General features: G+C 56.7%; 17 protein-coding genes. 15 read left to right on the forward strand and 2 right to left on the reverse strand.

The window, feature by feature from the left end; all coding sequences use genetic code 11:
• Nucleotides 1–46: 46 nt before the first annotated feature.
• Nucleotides 47–859 (forward strand): exodeoxyribonuclease III, encoded by an 813-nt coding sequence (gene xthA, locus MLD04_RS10525; protein ID WP_248157937.1) that lies wholly within the window; start codon nt 47–49, stop codon nt 857–859.
• Between the two features lie 18 nt (nt 860–877).
• Nucleotides 878–1507, forward strand: coding sequence for a TetR/AcrR family transcriptional regulator (locus tag MLD04_RS10530; RefSeq protein ID WP_248157939.1), 630 nt, complete (start codon nt 878–880; stop codon nt 1505–1507).
• Between the two features lies 1 nt (nt 1508).
• On the opposite strand, the gene MLD04_RS10535 is transcribed toward MLD04_RS10530, so the two are convergent.
• Nucleotides 1509–1925: a phasin family protein gene (locus MLD04_RS10535; RefSeq protein ID WP_248157941.1), complete on the reverse strand. Its 417-nt coding sequence runs from the start codon at nt 1923–1925 to the stop codon at nt 1509–1511.
• 345 nt (nt 1926–2270) lie between these two features.
• Here MLD04_RS10535 and MLD04_RS10540 point away from each other — a divergent pair, with 345 nt between their 5' ends.
• The 4 genes from MLD04_RS10540 to hemH are packed head-to-tail and all read left to right on the forward strand — an operon-like array spanning nt 2271 to nt 4760.
• Entirely contained in the window at nt 2271–2708 is a 438-nt protein-coding gene (locus tag MLD04_RS10540) for a YeeE/YedE family protein (protein ID WP_248157943.1), read from the forward strand.
• Between the two features lie 5 nt (nt 2709–2713).
• The gene (locus MLD04_RS10545) at nt 2714–3139 is read left to right on the forward strand and encodes a DUF6691 family protein (RefSeq protein ID WP_248157945.1); all 426 of its coding nucleotides are present in this window, start codon (nt 2714–2716) and stop codon (nt 3137–3139) included.
• Between the two features lie 44 nt (nt 3140–3183).
• The gene (locus MLD04_RS10550) at nt 3184–3615 is read left to right on the forward strand and encodes a protein tyrosine phosphatase family protein (RefSeq protein WP_248157952.1); all 432 of its coding nucleotides are present in this window, start codon (nt 3184–3186) and stop codon (nt 3613–3615) included.
• A gap of 35 nt (nt 3616–3650) precedes the next feature.
• Nucleotides 3651–4760 carry a ferrochelatase gene (gene hemH, locus MLD04_RS10555; protein ID WP_248157961.1) on the forward strand — a complete coding sequence of 370 codons (1110 nt, stop codon included), beginning with the start codon at nt 3651–3653 and terminating at the stop codon, nt 4758–4760.
• A 14-nt stretch (nt 4761–4774) separates the two neighbouring features.
• Here hemH and MLD04_RS10560 read toward each other — a convergent pair whose 3' ends face one another.
• Entirely contained in the window at nt 4775–5014 is a 240-nt protein-coding gene (locus MLD04_RS10560; protein WP_248157965.1) for a hypothetical protein, read from the reverse strand.
• Between the two features lie 273 nt (nt 5015–5287).
• On the opposite strand from MLD04_RS10560, the gene MLD04_RS10565 reads away from it, so the two are divergent.
• The 9 genes from MLD04_RS10565 to MLD04_RS10605 all read left to right on the forward strand — a co-directional run bounded on the left by MLD04_RS10565 (nt 5288) and on the right by MLD04_RS10605 (nt 13501).
• On the forward strand, nt 5288–6589 hold the full coding sequence (locus MLD04_RS10565) for a tyrosine-type recombinase/integrase (protein WP_248157967.1): 1302 nt from the start codon (nt 5288–5290) through the stop codon (nt 6587–6589).
• Nucleotides 6586–7083 (forward strand): hypothetical protein, encoded by a 498-nt coding sequence (locus MLD04_RS10570; protein ID WP_248157969.1) that lies wholly within the window; start codon nt 6586–6588, stop codon nt 7081–7083. Before MLD04_RS10565 ends, MLD04_RS10570 begins: the two co-directional genes overlap by 4 nt.
• A gap of 77 nt (nt 7084–7160) precedes the next feature.
• Nucleotides 7161–7364 carry a helix-turn-helix transcriptional regulator gene (locus tag MLD04_RS10575; RefSeq protein WP_248157971.1) on the forward strand — a complete coding sequence of 68 codons (204 nt, stop codon included), beginning with the start codon at nt 7161–7163 and terminating at the stop codon, nt 7362–7364.
• Complete coding sequence (locus MLD04_RS10580) at nt 7361–7570, forward strand: hypothetical protein (RefSeq protein WP_248157973.1); 210 nt, start codon at nt 7361–7363, stop codon at nt 7568–7570. Before MLD04_RS10575 ends, MLD04_RS10580 begins: the two co-directional genes overlap by 4 nt.
• A 367-nt stretch (nt 7571–7937) precedes the next feature.
• Complete coding sequence (locus tag MLD04_RS10585; protein WP_248157974.1) at nt 7938–10244, forward strand: YfjI family protein; 2307 nt, start codon at nt 7938–7940, stop codon at nt 10242–10244.
• Nucleotides 10245–10759: 515 nt separating this feature from the next.
• Entirely contained in the window at nt 10760–11119 is a 360-nt protein-coding gene (locus MLD04_RS10590) for a hypothetical protein (protein WP_248157975.1), read from the forward strand.
• Nucleotides 11116–12507, forward strand: a complete 1392-nt coding sequence (locus MLD04_RS10595) for a hypothetical protein (protein ID WP_248157976.1) — start codon at nt 11116–11118, stop codon at nt 12505–12507. The genes MLD04_RS10590 and MLD04_RS10595 overlap by 4 nt, the downstream gene beginning before the upstream one ends.
• Before the next feature lie 32 nt (nt 12508–12539).
• Nucleotides 12540–13289 (forward strand): hypothetical protein, encoded by a 750-nt coding sequence (locus MLD04_RS10600; RefSeq protein ID WP_248157977.1) that lies wholly within the window; start codon nt 12540–12542, stop codon nt 13287–13289.
• Nucleotides 13286–13501 carry a hypothetical protein gene (locus tag MLD04_RS10605; protein ID WP_248157979.1) on the forward strand — a complete coding sequence of 72 codons (216 nt, stop codon included), beginning with the start codon at nt 13286–13288 and terminating at the stop codon, nt 13499–13501. The genes MLD04_RS10600 and MLD04_RS10605 overlap by 4 nt, the downstream gene beginning before the upstream one ends.
• Nucleotides 13502–13512: the final 11 nt, after the last annotated feature.

Below are 13512 nucleotides of genomic sequence, written 5' to 3' on the forward strand. Positions count from 1 at the left end.
CAATATGTTAAACTCCGCGGGAATTTACGCCGGAGACCTCACCCCTATGATGTTTGTCTCGTTCAACGTCAACAGCATCCGCACCCGCCTGCATCAGCTCGAGGCAGTGATCCGTGAATTCGATCCGGATGTCATCGGTTTGCAGGAAACCAAGGTTCAGGACAAGGATTTTCCGGTAGACGACATCGAACAGATGGGCTATCAGGTGCATTTTCATGGCCAGAAAACCCACTACGGCGTTGCCCTGCTGTCCAAACAGGAACCGAAAGCCATTCAGAAAGGCTATCCCTGGGATGGTGAGGATTCTCAGCGTCGCCTGATCAGCGGCCGGTTTGAGGTCAACGGTGAGATACTGACCGTCATCAACGGTTATTTTCCCCAGGGCGAGAGTCGCGACCACCCGGTGAAGTTTCCCGCCAAGGAAAAATTCTATGCCGACCTCATGCGCTACCTGGACGACCTGAAGGCCGAAGGCGGACACGTGCTGGTCATGGGTGACATGAACATCTCTCCGACTGACAAGGACATCGGAATCGGTGCAGACAATGCCAAACGCTGGCTCCGGACCGGCAAGTGCAGTTTCCTTCCGGAAGAACGGGAGTGGCTCAGCCAGGTTGAGAGCCGGGGCTTTACCGATGTGTTCCGGCATCTTCACCCGGACGACAACCACACCTTCAGCTGGTTCGACTACCGCAGTCGTGGTTTCGAGCGGGATCCCCGCCGGGGGCTTCGCATCGATCTGCTCATGGCCAGCGACAGCCTTCTGCCCAAGGCACAGGAAGCCGGCGTTTCCTATGACATCCGCGCCATGGAACGGCCCTCGGACCACTGTCCGGTCTGGGCCCGTTTCGATCTCTGAGCCGCGCACGGGCGCGACATGAAAAAAATCAAAACCCGCGATCGCATCCTGAACACCAGCCTGTCGCTGTTCAACTATGTTGGTGAACCAAACGTCACTACCCTGTTGATCTCCGACGAGCTGGACATCAGCCCGGGCAACCTCTATTACCACTTCAAGAGTAAGGGTGACATCGTCGAGGAGCTGTTCGACCAGTTCGAGGCAGAGATGCTGGACCTTCTGGCCGTTCCCGAGGACGCCGACATCAGCCTTGATCAGCAGTCCTTCTTTCTCCACCTGATGTTCGAGACGGTGGCACGGTACCGGTTCCTTTACCAGGATCTGGTCAATGTCCTGTCCCGTTACGATCAGCTGCAGACCCGGTTCCGGCGCCTGCTGAAAAAGAAGACGAACGCCTTCCTGGTTATCTGCCAGAGTTTCCGACGCCAGAACATGATGACGATTGAAGAGGAAGAACTTCACTCTTTGTGTGAGCAGTTGACGCTAACTGCCTGTTACTGGATCAGTTTTGATAGCCTGTCTCATCTGAATGACCGGGAGTCGGTCGATCCCGGTCGTGGCGTGTACCAGATGCTTCACCTGGTAATGCCCTACCTGGCCGGTCAGCAGCAGGCCGAGTTGAGGCTGATCAGCCAGGATTACCTCTGACTCATTCTTCTTCGTCGTCACCCGGACGCTGGCGAATCCGGTTCAACTCGCCTTCAAGGAGTTCTATTCGCCGCTGGAGCGCTTCAATCTCATCCCGCCGGGGGATGCCGAGCCGTCTGAGCGCACCGGAGACTCGCTGGTCGAACATGGTCTCGAGCCGGTCCCAGGTGCCGGTGGCCCGCTCGCGAACGCCTTCTACCCGGTCTTCCACCGACTTGATCTGCTTCTCGACCACGCCCCGGGTTTTGTTCTCCAGTTGTTCCCCTTCCTGAACCAACCGGTCGAAAAAGCGCCCCGTGTCTTCCTCGGCCTTGGTGTAAGCACCCAACCCCGCAAGCCAGATCTGCCGCGCGGAATCCTTGATCTTGTCGGCCAACTGCGGATCCGTTTCAGGCTTTGTAGGTTTTTCGTCTGACATTGGACAACCTCGGGGTGGAATTTTCTGAAAAGAGCCCTATTGTATTACACCCCGCAGGCGATTGCAGTGGGCCGGGAACCCGCGCGGGCAAAGGCTGCAGTATAAAGACGAACCCGATATGAAAAAATGTTTTCAAACGATAGCCAGTCTCACTTGAACTGCTCAAATTATGGTCAATACTTCAACATACCGGTGTCTTCAATGATGCCGGTTTGTCTGGAAGTCTTTCATGGATACTACTCGCACGCCTCTGCCCGGCACCTCCTGCCGGGCTTTTTTATGGTATTATTTCCCTTTATTATAAGCTTATTCCATTTGACGGATTGAATTTCCCGGAGTCTATCGATGATTGATATTGCATGGAGCCAATTCACGCCCTGGTCGGCGCTCATTGGCGGTATTCTGATTGGCCTCGCAGCAGCGAGCTTCCTTCTGCTTAATGGCCGGATTGCCGGCATCAGCGGCATCCTCGGGGGCCTCCTCACACCGCTCAGGGGCGACATCGCCTGGCGGGCGGCGTTCATTCTCGGACTCATCGGTGCCCCCGCGGTCTGGTTTCTGTTCGCGGATCTGCCGGCCATCAACATCGAGGCCAATGTACCCTCGCTGATCATCGCCGGGCTGCTGGTGGGTGTGGGCACCCGGTATGGCTCTGGCTGCACCAGCGGACACGGAGTCTGTGGCCTTTCACGTCTGTCCGCGCGCTCCCTGGTGGCCACGCTGTGCTTCATGAGCAGCGGCTTTGTCACCGTCTTCGTGATTCGTCACATCATTGGAGGTTGATTAGCATGAAATATTCGATTGCCTCGCTCCTTTCAGGGCTCATTTTCGGCCTTGGCCTGATCGCTTCGGGCATGGCCAACCCCGAGAAAGTACTCGGATTCCTGGACATCGCCGGCCTGTGGGACCCGTCACTGGCCTTTGTCATGGGCGGTGCCATTGTCGTGGGCGTCGGCGCCTTTGCCGTTGCCCGCCGTCGCACACTGTCTTTCCTGGGGTTCAACATAAAGATTCCGGGACACTCCCATATCGATAAACGCCTCGTGTTCGGTGGGCTTTTGTTCGGTATCGGCTGGGGTATCGCCGGCTTCTGCCCGGGGCCGGGCCTGGTTGCACTCGGTGCGGGCGAGACAAAAGCGGCGATCTTCGCGGTCTCGATGGTTGCCGGCATGGCCGTGTTCGAATTAATTGAGCGCAGCCGGGCAAAATCCTGAAGCATTTCTGTTACTTTATGGCCACAAACTACCGGAGGTAGAGCATGGATATCCGAAAGATCGACGACACCATCTCCGTTTCGCCGCAAATCTCTGTGGAAGACGTTGCAGAGGCGGCCCGACTGGGCTTCAAAACGCTCGTGGCCAACCGCCCGGACCACGAAGAGCCGGGCCAGCCTGCCATGGCCGACATTGCCGCTGCGGCAAAAGAGCATGGCCTGGAATGGGTTTACATGCCGGTGGAATCCGGCAACATCACCGATGCTGACGTGGATGCCTTCGCACCAATGATCCGGGATGCCGAAAAGCCCGTATTGGCTTTCTGCCGCTCCGGAACCCGCTGCACGGTCCTCTGGGCGTTGAGCTCTGCCCGCTCCGGCCAGGCCCGTGACATTGTCGACAAAGCACATAATGCCGGCTACGACATCGCCGGGCTGGCGCCACGAATGGCGCAGCAGGCTCAGAAAAGCGGCTGAAATGTCGTCGGCAACCACGATCCAGGATTCGTTGAATGAAGTACCAAGGCCCTGAGAACTTCCGCCATAACCACCCCGACCGACTGGGCGTCCTGGTCACCAATCTGGGCACACCGGACGCACCAACAACCTCGGCATTGAGACGGTATCTGGCTGAGTTTCTCTGGGACCCCAGGGTCGTTGAGGTCCCCCGCCCGCTGTGGTGGCTGATCCTGCATGGCATTATTCTGCGGATCCGCCCACGGCGCAGCGCCAAAGCCTATGCCGGGGTCTGGCAACCTGAAGGGTCGCCGCTGCTGATACATACCGCGAAGCAGGCCGATGGTATCCGGGAAGCTCTCAAAGCCCGCTACGGGCAGGATATCGTTGTCGGCTTCGCCATGCGTTATGGCAATCCTTCCATCGAAAAGGTCATGGATGAAATGCAGGCACAGGGAGTCCGTCGCCTGCTGGTGTTGCCGCTGTACCCGCAGTATTCAGCCTCAACGTCGGCATCGACGTTCGACGCGATTGCCAATGTGCTTACCCGCCGGCGCTGGCTGCCTGATCTGCGGTTCGTATCGCACTACCCTGATTATCCGCCGTATATCGAGGCGATGGCTCGTCACATCGAAGCCCACTGGGCCAACCATGGACGCAAGGAAAAGCTGATTTTGTCCTATCACGGCGTTCCCCTCCGCTATCTGCTCAAGGGCGACCCGTATCATTGCGAATGCCACAAGACATCCCGACTGCTTGCAGAACGACTCGGACTGTCAAAAGAGGATTACCTGACGACCTTCCAGTCGCGATTCGGGCGGGAAGAATGGCTGAAGCCCTATACGGATGAAACGCTGAAGTCCCTTCCGGGCACCGGTGTGCAGTCGGTGGACGTATTCTGTCCCGGTTTCTCTGCAGATTGCCTCGAAACCCTGGAAGAGATCAGGGAAGAAAACCGGGGATACTTTATGGCCGCAGGAGGCCAGGGGTTCAGCTATATCCCCGCTCTCAATGCAACGCCGGGCCACATTGACGCTCTGGTTAAGCTGATTGAGGAGAATCTCCAGGGATGGCACGCGCCTGACAATACGCCAGAATCACTGGCGGCACGACAGGATCGGGCGGACGAGCGCAAGAACTCCACCTACCCGGACCGGGATCTCTGACCTCCGGCGTTTTCTCAAGCCTTTTCCGGGGGCACGGCCTCAGCGGCCGACTTACCCCCGGACTCATCGTCACACTCATCTTCCGCGCCATCCAGAGACGGCATGGCCTGGCAGAAGGTGCACTCCTCTACATCAACCGCAGCGCCCCCGGTTTCGACATAACGAACCCGATGACTGGCACGGCTCCGATTGGCCGACACCGCATAGCGTCGATTTCCGCGTTCGTCGACTGGGGACTCAGACTGGTTACTCACGATGACCTCCCGGCAATTCGTTTGCACACAGGGACTTTATGCGCCCGAGTACACAGGAATTCAATATGGGACGGAAGATACAGGAGAAGGAGAAGAAGAGAAAAATGGCGGTGGGCCAGACCGCCCAAAGTGACCCCAAGCACCTGAAATGCAACGGTTTTTCTGGACTTTCTTTCTGTAACTCCCTGTCTGCATTCAAATACTTGTAACATGCTGTCGCATACTGTAACTTCCAATTATACCGTTTATGGCACGTAGGTTGGAGCGTATAGCATGCCGAAGAAAGCAAAAGAATTGAGCGCCACTGAAGTCCGGCGGCTGACTTGCGCAGTTGGAAAGGACGGCGAACCGTACAACACCTTTCACGCAGTTGGGGGCGTCTCTGGCCTTCAACTACAGGTGACACCCAGCGGGGCCAAAACGTGGATTCTCCGCACCCTGATTGGCGGCAAGCGCCGTAAAATCGGTTTGGGCGGGTTCCCGGACGTGCCTTTATCAGAAGCCCGCCAGAAAGCCCGCGAGGCCAAACAAGCAATAGAGCAAGGCATTGACCCGGTAGAGGAGCGCAAGGCCGCCAGACGTGCCCTGATCGCCGCTCAGCTCAGCACAATGACCTTTGCCGAAGCCATGCGGGACTATATCAGCATGAAGTCCAAAGAGTTCCGCAACCCCCGCCAGGCTCAACAATGGCAAAACAGCCTCAATACTTACGCGGTGCCACACATTGGCAAAGTGCCGGTGCGAGAAATTGAGCTGCCTCACATTAAGGCTGTACTTGATCCGATTTGGGAGGAAAAGACCGAAACCGCCAACCGCGTCCGGGCACGGATTGAAAATATTTTGGGCTGGTGCGCCGTTCATGGCTACCGGAGCAATGAGAATCCCGCCAAGTGGTCCGGCTTCCTGGATGAAGTTTACCCGTCACCGGAGAAGATCAAGAAGAAAGGCCACCATGCCGCCCTGCCAGTGGAGGCCATGCCGGACTTTATGGCCAGTCTCAAGAAGCGCACCGGCACTGCTGCCCGCGCTCTGGAGTTCCTCATACTCACCGCCAGCCGGACCAATGAAGTCATTGGAGATAAGCGTATAGGCAAGGCAGGGATTACGTGGCAAGAAATCGACCTCAAGAAGAAGGTTTGGACTGTGCCGGCAGATCGCATGAAGTCCGGCAAAGTGCATAAAGTCCCGCTCACTGATGCCGCGGTGAAAATGTTGAAGGGCATGGAACAAGGCGCGCCGGATTCCCTGCTATTCCCAGGCCCGAAGGGTGACATACCGTCCAATAACTTCCTGTCTGCCCTGCTCAAGCGGATGGATCAGAAAGTCACCGCTCACGGCTTCCGTTCAACCTTCAAGGATTGGGCCAGAGAACACACGGCCTATGCTGACGAGGTTTCAGAACTGGCACTGGCACACGTCAACAGTGACGCGACACGCGCCGCCTATGCCCGCTCAGAGTTGATTGATAAGCGCCGGTTACTAATGGCTGATTGGGAACATTATTGCTACCACGGCAAGGCCAAAGCAGATGATGAGGGCAAAAAGGTAGTAGCGATTGGAGGCAAACGAGCATGAGCCGGTTAGATGCTGACAAAAAAGCCCGCCTGGCCAATTGGCTGCAAGAGAACCGTGGGGCTTCTCACGTTGCACGCTTAGAGATCACCAAAGAGGAGTTGGCCGACCTGGATCATGACGTTTTGTTGCATCTTGCGGCAATGTCATTTGTCTCGCTGGATGGCTTTATGGAGTTGGCTCAAAAAGAGCCCGATCGCCTGGAAAACCTGATGGCCTTGGGCAAAAGCCTTGGGGACCAATTGGAGGAAAAAAACACGGCTGAAATGCGCCCTCATGCAGACCGAGGCAGGAAAACAGTATCGAGCGCCAGCGAGGGTGGACGCTCAAAAAATGAGCACAACCGGATAAAGTGGCCGCTATATCAGGATTATATCGACCGTCTGCACTCAGACTTCCCTAATCTGACGTATTCCGACCTTCAGCGGAAAGCAGCAAAACATTTTCAATGCAGCGTTAAATCAATCTGGAGACACACGAAAAACCCGCGCAGTTAGGACAGTGCCCGCCACTGTCCCCCCACATGTGCCATTTACTAGGAAGCGTCGCAAGCAAAAGCATCGAGGCGCTTCCAATGAGCAAACAAAGCAAAGACTTAAACACCAAGTTTCTTTCTGATAAACAGCTATCCGACCGTTACGAAGTACACCGCGCCACAATCTGGCGTTGGTCGCGGGATGGCTTTTTCCCCCAGCCGGTAAAATTCGGCAACCACTGCACCCGCTGGAAGCTCTCAGACGTTGAAGCATGGGAAGCTGCTCAGGAGGTGCCCGCATGAGCCGCAATAGCCCCGGCACTTTCTATAACCACGGCAACAGCCTGCAATACATCGCCCTCGCCCGCGCTGCTGATACGGCTGGCCTGCCTGCTCACGAAGTCACCAACGCTGTCAGTAACGGCTCTTTGCCGGTACATGAGGTCTCTGGCTGCAAGTGCGTCACCCTGGCGGATCTGCTCAAACTGAAAAGCGAGGTGGCCAAATGACCCGCCTATCAGATCTGGACAAGAGGAAAGCGGACGCCGCACACAAGTTCTTTGCGGGCCCTACCTGCTCACTTCAATTCGGCACGCGCCGGAGCTTGAGGAAGTACATCGAGAAACAGGGCTATAACCGCCAGGAAGCTGACCGAATTGCTACAGAAATGGGATTTCCAAAGGGGGCGAAATGACAGAGCCAGAACGAACAACCCCCGCAGCCGGGCAGCATACGGGGGCAGTCACCGAGAACGGGCAAAAACAGTATAGCACCGCTGAACAGAATTTGTGCAGTGGCTTTGGCGCATACCACAGCCCGAACCACAAACGGAATCCGAAGCCGCTGGAGACTGTAACCCTTCGCGAAATTGGCCGCATGCTGAAAGCCCCCCTCAGCGTGGCTAAATCAGAAGGCCAATGGTTCATCCCGTCTACGTTGCTGAGTCGCGTTCACGCAGAGCAGCGCCATGATGGTGAGTTTTGGGCATTGTGGGCAGACATTGACGAGCCGGACGGGGTCACGTTCGAAGAAATGAAAGAACGCTCCCGTGACTGCATCCCGGGTGCATTTATGGCCTACACAAGCAAAAGCGCCACCGAGGAGCGCCAAAAGGCCCGAATCCTGATACCGCTCGCAAGTCCAGTGTCAGGCGCGGAATGGCCAGTTTATCAGAAGATCCTGAATGACAAACTACAATCAGTCGGGATCACGCCAGACCGCGCAACGGAAAGGACTGGCCAGCCCTGCTACCTGCCCAATCGCGGTGATTTCTACCAACACCACACCCACAAAACCGGCCTTTTGGAGCCTTCAACCTGCTGGGGTGATGAGCTGGCAGAGGAAATGGAGCGCCAAGCCGAAGAAGAAGCCCAGGCGAAGGCCGCGAAACTCAAGCCCAGGCCTGCATCTTTAGCCGGTGCTGAGGGCGGAATCATCGACAAGGTAAACGCTGCCTTTGAAATGGAGGGAGAGCTACAGGCGCGCGGTTACATCAAAATGGGCCGGCGGTATCTGAGCCCCCAAAGCAGCACCAAGACGCCGGGGGTTATCGTTCTGGAAAGCGAGGGCCGCCAGATTGCCTACTCTCACCACGGCGAAACAGACCCGCTGTCACAGCTCAATCATAGCGGCCATGCCTTGGATATGTTCGATGTGATCTGCTGCCTGGACTACGCCGGAGACGTTCAACAGGCTATCCCAGCACTGGCCAGCCTGGTTGACCCGGATGGTCAGAAACAGCGCCAGCGGGAATACATGGCTGCCAAGGACACACCGAGAGCGGATATTAGCGCCGTAATAGATGAGCCCGAACAAGTGGACTCACCCAAGGCACCAAGCCCTGCCGGAGTGGACCTGCTGACACCCCCAGGCATTGCCGGGGAGATCTGCCGGTATATGAAGTTGACCGCCCGGAGGCCCCGCCCGGAGCTGTACCCCTTCGCTGCCCTGCAATTGATGGCCCTGGTAGGTCGCAAGCGCCGGAGCATCTACACCAACAAGCTCAATCTGATGACACTTGCCATAGCACCCACTGCCGCCGGTAAAGAGAAAGCCCAGGACGGGGTAAAGCGCATGGCCCATGAGCAATACTGCTCAAACCTTATTCACGGCAACGCGGGGAGCTTTCGGGATCTGATTTACAACCTGCTAGACGGGGACGGGGCAAGCCTTTACATCGTGGATGAAGTGCACAGCTTTTTTGACTCCATTAAGAGCGGCAAGGCTCAGAACTATGAGAGCAAGATGGAAGCTGAAATTCTGACCATGAACACCACCGAGCTTTACACGTTCCGAGGCATGGAGAAACGCGCCCTCACCGAGATATACCAGAAGCACGTAAAGCAACTGGAGAAGGCGGTAGAGGATGCCGGAGAGGATGAGGAAAAGGCAGTACAGATGGAACGGGCTCTGGACAAAGCCCAGCGCCGCCTTGATTGGCTGGAGAACGGACTGCCGGACCCATTTTTCAGCATGATGGGGCATTCAGTGCCCGAGCGGCTGGACGCCTTCATAAAGCTGGACAATATCTCAAGCGGGTTTTTGGGCCGGACCCTTATCACCCGCTGCCCAGACACGCGGGCCAAACTTCGCCGCACCCCGGTTGATGAACACGAACTGGCAGAGTGTGAGCTGAACATTACTACCGGATTGGCAGAAATCCGCCGGAGCGGTTGCACCGTTGCAGCCACTGACGAGGCCGCCGATTACCTGGACGAGTGCATAGACTGGTATGAAGACGACGACCAACTAAACCACCACATTGCCGGTGGTATCTATGCCAGAGCGCCGGAACACCTTTACCGGGTGGCAACAATACTGGCACTTGAAACCGGGACAATCACCCTGGAGCACGCGCGCTATGCTCATGCATTGGTTCGGAGATCCATTGAGGACGTGAGCTATATTCTTCTGAAAGCCTACAGCGACTCAGACGGGGCGCAGGAAAAGCAGGTAATGCAACATGCCCGCCAGACCATCCACCGCAACTGCAAGACTACAGGGCTGCCGCTGAGCCGCTTGAAACACCTTGTCACCAAGCCCAAAGGCTGGGAGGAAATGCAGGCCAGAGATATGACGCGCGACCGTTTCAGCGAATTGATTGACCGGATGATGACCGCCGGAGAGCTTGAAAAACAAGTCGAAGGCAAGCGGGAACGATACATCAGCCGGGCGGCAGTGTGATCGAGGGGCGGGAGGCCCCTTTTTTGTGTCTACCGTACACCACCGTACACCTACTTACACCCAGTTTAGGTGTACGTAAAACCCTTGGGAGAGTATGCGGGAAGGCTTATTTACACCCGTACACCCAAATTCCTGATATAGAAAAAATGACAGGTACACAGAGAGATAAAAAAAAGAAATTTCGTCTTATGGGTGTATTTGAGGCCGGAGCCCTTGTGTACCAAGGGATTACCGTACACCTGGAGCGGGTGTATTTAGGTGTAAGTTGGCCCTCAGCCCTTGGGGCACAACGAATTACCGTACACCCAAGCATGGCTAAAGAATGAAGTGATGAGGGCGGAAAGTGGTCAGGACTACAGGCAGAAAAACCCGGCCCAATCGCACCACTACCCTCTAAACCCGATAAGGCGGACACACCAACCGCCACACCCGCACTATCTATATGATCTGGCGTTGCCTTGCCTTTGCATACGTGCCATTATAGGTGCCATAAAGAGGCATGAAGCGTGACAAATATGGCGAAAAACTCCGAGATACCACCGACCTACTCACCGGACTGGCTGCAACGGCTGGATGGGCGGACACGGTTGGCCCAGGCAGTGAACCAACGCTATCAGGATCTCACCACCGATTTAGGCGGTAACGAGAGCCTGAGCTATCAGCGCCGGTCTCTTTGCAAACAGGTGGTTTGGATGGAGGCAATCATAGAACAGCAACACGCAGCCCTGAGCCGGGGCGAAGAAATCGACCAAGGCAAGCTCACCCAGGCAACTAACACGCTGATTGGCTTGCTCAAGACAATTGGCCTGGATCGAGTGGCCCGCGACATACCCAACCTTCAAGACTACCTCAAAGCCAAGCAGGCCAACGCATGAGCGTCACCATTCGGGATGCAATGACTGCCCCGGAGTTGTTCGGTGGTCAATTCTCCGGTGATACCTGGAGCGCATGGCGCGCATTGCTGGCGGGTTTCTATGGCCTTCCCCTGACCGATGACGAGCGCCCGGACTTCCTGAGCCTGACAGGCCGCAAGAGCGTCCCTCAAAGCGCCTTTGATGAACTATGGCTGGTGGTTGGGCGCAGAGGCGGGAAAAGTCAGTGTGCGGCATTGCTGGCAGTCTTTGAGGCGGCCTTCAATGACTACACCGACCGGCTAAGCCCTGGCGAAGTCGCAACCGTGATGATCCTGGCGGCTGATCGCAAGCAAGCCCGCTCAGTGTTCCGGTATATCAGCGGCCTGATTGAATCTAACCCGATGCTGGCTGCAATGGTTGCCCGTGAGGACAAGGAATCAATCGAGCTTACCAACCGCACCGCCATTGAAGTGCACACCGCCAGTTTCCGGGCAACGCGCGGCTATACCGTGGCCTGCTGTATCGCGGATGAAATAGCGTTCTGGAGATCCGAGGACAGCGCAAACCCTGACTTTGAGATCCTGAACGCCATACGCCCGGCAATGGCCACCCTGGAAGGCAAACTGATTGCCCTCTCCAGTCCCTACAGCAAACGGGGCGCACTTTGGGACACATACCGGCGGTACTTTGGCCTGCATGACAATAGCGTGTTAGTTGCCCAGGCACCCAGCAAGGTTATGAATCCAAGCCTGCCCCAACGCGTGATAGATCAGGCCTTCACACGCGACCCTGAAGCCGCGAAGGCTGAGTATGGGGCACAGTTTCGCTCTGATCTTGAGGCATTCATTAACCGCGAGGTGGTCGAAGGTGTCACCCGCTCTGACCCGCTGGAACTGCCCTATAACTCCCGGCACAGATACTTTGCTTTTGCTGACCCTGCTGGCGGTGGACAGGATGAATACACCATGAGCATAGGGCACCGGGAGGATTCGCGCGTCATTGTAGATCTGGTACGCGCTCAGAAGGGTGTCCCCTCAGAAATCACCGCCGAGTATGCCGCACTGATGAAGGCTTACGGTATCCGGCAGGCGCATTCAGACAAGTACGCCGGTTCCTGGCCTGCTGATGAGTTCGCAAAGCACGGGATCACCATCGAATACAGCCCCAAGCCCCGCTCTGAGCTGTACCTGGACGCCCTGCCCGCGCTCACGTCAGGCCGTGTCGAGTTGCCACCCGATGATCGGCTAATCACTCAGTTTTCAGGCCTTGAGCGCAAGACTTCCAGAGCTGGCCGGGACAGCGTGAATCACCCACCGGGAGCCCATGACGACAGGGCCAACGCCGCCGCCGGGGTGATTGCCCTGAACGCGCACGGCTCGCAAATTTGGGATTACTCGAAACTACTTTAACCATGCACCGCAGCCAAGAGAGAGCCGAAACCATGAGCAAGATGAACGACTACGCGACCGAAGCCCAGAGAGCCCACGATAGCCTTTTGCCGATGCTGGAGGCTGCCATTCAGGACGCCAGCGAACGACAGGAACAGGCCAGCCAGAAGGCCAACGCCGATACTGTCCGGCCTCAATTGGTGGCCATGATCGACGGGGCTGACACGCCGGCACCTGACGCCATTGGAGGAATCATCGCCACCTATGCCGCCCTGCTGAACAACCCCGGCACGCGGGATGGTAAATGGCTGATTGAATCCCTACACAGCACGGCTAAGCATCATGGCCTGAAGCCTGCCCAGGCTGGACAGATTGCCGGGGCGATTGTCGGAGCGATTCAGGGCAAAGCGCCATTGTCATTGATCGAATGGCCCGCTGCTGATGACTGGCACAACCATCTGCATCATGCCGACCTGACCCAATGGGCGGCCTGGATTGCGCCGAAGAAATACGAAAAGTTCACCGCCGCACTGGACGCCACCGCAGAAGAACGCATCAGAGCTGACACGGATCTGGCCCAGCTCGAGCAAGCCCGTGAGGCATTAGCCGACCTGGTGCCGGAGTTCCGAGAAAGTAACGTCGTGCGCATTCGCAACAACGGCGAACACGGCCAAGGCGTAGCCGGTATTCGGTGGAAGGCCGGAGAAATTGTAGAGGTTGCGGCCAATGACTATGCGCGCCTGGTCGCCGCAACCGGTTATCAGCGCCTGAATGAATCCGGGCAACTGGAGGTGGTGGCATGAAACAGCGCAGATACGCAGTCGATGATATGGATTTTGACGAATACAAGGCGACCGGCGGCACCATGACGCGCGCGGAGTTCTTCAACGCGAAACTGTCCGGTACGTTTTCTGACTCGATTGGCAAGCGGTTGGCTGACCACTTAGGGGCAGTCCCGCACGGTAATTCCCTGTCTGACAGGATCAGGCAGGATCTGAACAGCCGAAAGGCTTAAAGAGCGCAGCG

Origin of the sequence: Marinobacter koreensis (genome assembly GCF_023156285.1) — a bacterium.
Classification (GTDB): Bacteria; Pseudomonadota; Gammaproteobacteria; order Pseudomonadales; family Oleiphilaceae; genus Marinobacter; species Marinobacter koreensis.